Genomic DNA, 1,144 nt, shown 5'->3' with positions numbered 1-1,144 from the left:
CGCGCGGATACGCCAGCTTCAAAACCATGCGGACCGTGCTGTTCCTGATCGCAGGCAAGCTCGACTTCTCGGCCTTCAATCCACATGCCTCGTGAGCCGCATTACCCACTCCACTTTTGAAATAGCCATCTCCCTTCAATTGAAAGGAGATCGTCATGGAAACACCTGAGAAAGGAACCGCTGCCAGAGTGCCGTGGAACAAAGGCCAGTTGACTGGGCAGAAACCCCCGCTGAAGCTCAAAGAAATCTGGGCCATTCGCATCCGCCTGCAGCTTTCGGCGCGCGTCCGCGACCTCGCCATGTTCAATCTGGCTATCGACAGCAAACTACGTGCATGCGACCTGACGAAGCTGAGGGTCCGCGACGTATGCCACGGCGAGCACGTCACCAGTCGGGCGACGATCATGCAGCAGAAAACGCAACGACCGGTTCAGTTCGAGATTACCGAACAGACGCGGGATAGCGTCGAGACATGGATCGAGGCGGCGGGGCTGGCGGCGCCAGACTTCCTCTTCCCAAGCCGGCTGCGTGAATCGCCGCACCTCTCGACGCGCCAGTATTCGCGCCTGGTGCATCGCTGGGTCGCGTCGATCGGACTGGACGACACGGCGTACGGCACGCACACGATGCGTCGGACGAAGGCGTCGCTGATTTATCGCCGCACGAAAAACCTCCGCGCTGTTCAACTGCTCCTTGGGCATACCAAGCTCGACTATCTCCCGCGCGGAACTATGTCCGGTGACGCACGAGATTGACGGGACGACATCAGCCGGCCGTGCGTAGCGGGACATAGGCATGGCCTACAGGCCCTTCAAGAACGCCAGCAATCGGTCATCGGGTCGATACCGTCCCGGCTTGCCTTTAGGGGGCGTGGTCCTGTCCAGAACCGCCTGCTTTAATGTGAGGTTGGCGTCCAGGTAGACCTGTGTGGTTTCCACCGATTCGTGACCGAGCCAGAGTGCGATGACTGAGGGTTCGACGCCTTCTTGCAGCAGATCCATCGCTGTCGTGTGACGTCAATGTCTCTAACGACATTGACGTCACTATGTGCCCTTCCTGACTATGTCTTGTAATTGAACAATAGCCCGTATTTCTTGGGTAAATGCGTGTTGTGAGATAGAGATAGTCTTGATTCCTTCCATCA

At 57.7% G+C, this 1,144-nt stretch carries 2 protein-coding genes; one reads left to right on the top strand and one right to left on the bottom strand.

Annotation, left to right across the window (positions count from 1 at the left end; all coding sequences use genetic code 11):
• The first annotated feature begins 155 nt into the window (after window positions 1-155).
• Entirely contained in the window at window positions 156-755 is a 600-nt protein-coding gene (locus tag F6X42_RS42765) for a tyrosine-type recombinase/integrase (protein ID WP_187639749.1), read from the top strand.
• A gap of 45 nt (window positions 756-800) precedes the next feature.
• Here F6X42_RS42765 and F6X42_RS42760 read toward each other — a convergent pair whose 3' ends face one another.
• Window positions 801-1,001: a site-specific integrase gene (locus F6X42_RS42760; RefSeq protein WP_429535012.1), complete on the bottom strand. Its 201-nt coding sequence runs from the start codon at window positions 999-1,001 to the stop codon at window positions 801-803.
• Window positions 1,002-1,144 lie beyond the last annotated feature (143 nt).

Origin of the sequence: Paraburkholderia podalyriae (assembly GCF_014397785.1) — a bacterium.
In the GTDB taxonomy this organism is placed as follows: Bacteria; Pseudomonadota; Gammaproteobacteria; order Burkholderiales; family Burkholderiaceae; genus Paraburkholderia; species Paraburkholderia podalyriae.
Note: the sequence above shows the minus strand (reverse complement) of the source record. Positions and strands in the feature narration are given on the sequence as shown.